Origin of the sequence: Paraburkholderia sp. CNPSo 3281 (assembly GCF_024206515.1) — a bacterium.
Lineage (GTDB): Bacteria > Pseudomonadota > Gammaproteobacteria > Burkholderiales > Burkholderiaceae > Paraburkholderia > Paraburkholderia nodosa.
The window spans coordinates 1-1,037 of record NZ_JAMBPS010000160.1 but is presented as its reverse complement, the minus strand read 5'-3'; the positions used below and the strand labels follow the sequence as shown (position 1 = coordinate 1,037).

Here is a 1,037-nt window from a genome sequence, read left to right as displayed (position 1 = left end):
GAGTGAGGTGGAACTGCGCCGTCGAGGCTGGGGGACGGTGGCGAAGATGAGTTATGGAACGTTCCTTCCCTTCCTGGAAAATGCACTGAACGATGCGCATGAGTGCAAGGCAGGTTTCCGGGCGAGCCTTATGAAAAAACTTGTGGCCGATGCACCGGGCGTGAGTGTGCTGTCATACGATGAAGTTGCGCTGTCATACAAGTATTACATGCCGGTTCACGCGGTCGGATACAACTGGCTGCAATCCAACTCGGATTCGGCAAAACATCTTGCGGCAAAGATCAAGGAATTTACCGACTACTACAAGAAGCAGAACAAGCTCTGCGAGAAAGTCATTATCGTTACCCATTCCATGGGGGGGGCTCGTGGCACGATATTACTCGGAAGTCGATGGGCATCGTGACAAGGTACTGGGGATCGTCCACGGCGTGATGCCAACCACGGGGTCAGCGACAGCCTACAAGCGTGTCACGACCGGCAGCGAAGGGTCTGCCGGCCCGGTCCTCGGGCCGGACAATTCCACGATGACACCGGTGTTTGCGCAGTCTCCGGGGCCGCTGCAACTGCTTCCGGCCGTGGAGTACGGGATGGGGTGGCTCAAACTGAGGAACGGCAAGGAGCAGACCTCACTGCCGGTGAAGGATCCCTATCGTGAGGTGTACACACAACGAGGGCAATGGTGGAGTCTCGTCAATGACAAGCTGATCAACCCGATGGATCCGGAGAAGAAGAATATCGATGCGGACTGGGATGCCTACGCATCTTTAATAATGAAGAGTATAAAACCGTTCCATGAAGCGATGCGGGGGAAATTTCATCGCGCCACCTATGCGTTCTACGGTGACGATGAGAAGCACAGGACCTGGGGTGATGTCGTCTGGGAGAGCAAGCTGAATCCGGTGCTGAAGTGGACCGATTCATATGCGAAAGTCGAGAACCTCGAAAATGGACAGGTAATACAGGACAGCGGGACGGGCAGCCAGTCGCTGCTCCAGCGCAGTGGGGGCGATCCCATCTATATGCAATATAACCTGATG

2 pseudogenes are annotated in these 1,037 nt (G+C 55.3%); both read left to right on the top strand.

Annotation, left to right across the window (positions count from 1 at the left end):
• Nucleotides 1–403 (top strand): annotated as a pseudogene (locus M3I56_RS40660) (GPI inositol-deacylase); the annotation flags it as partial.
• Nucleotides 366–1,037, top strand: a pseudogene (locus tag M3I56_RS40655) (hypothetical protein); the annotation flags it as partial. The pseudogenes M3I56_RS40660 and M3I56_RS40655, both read left to right, overlap by 38 nt.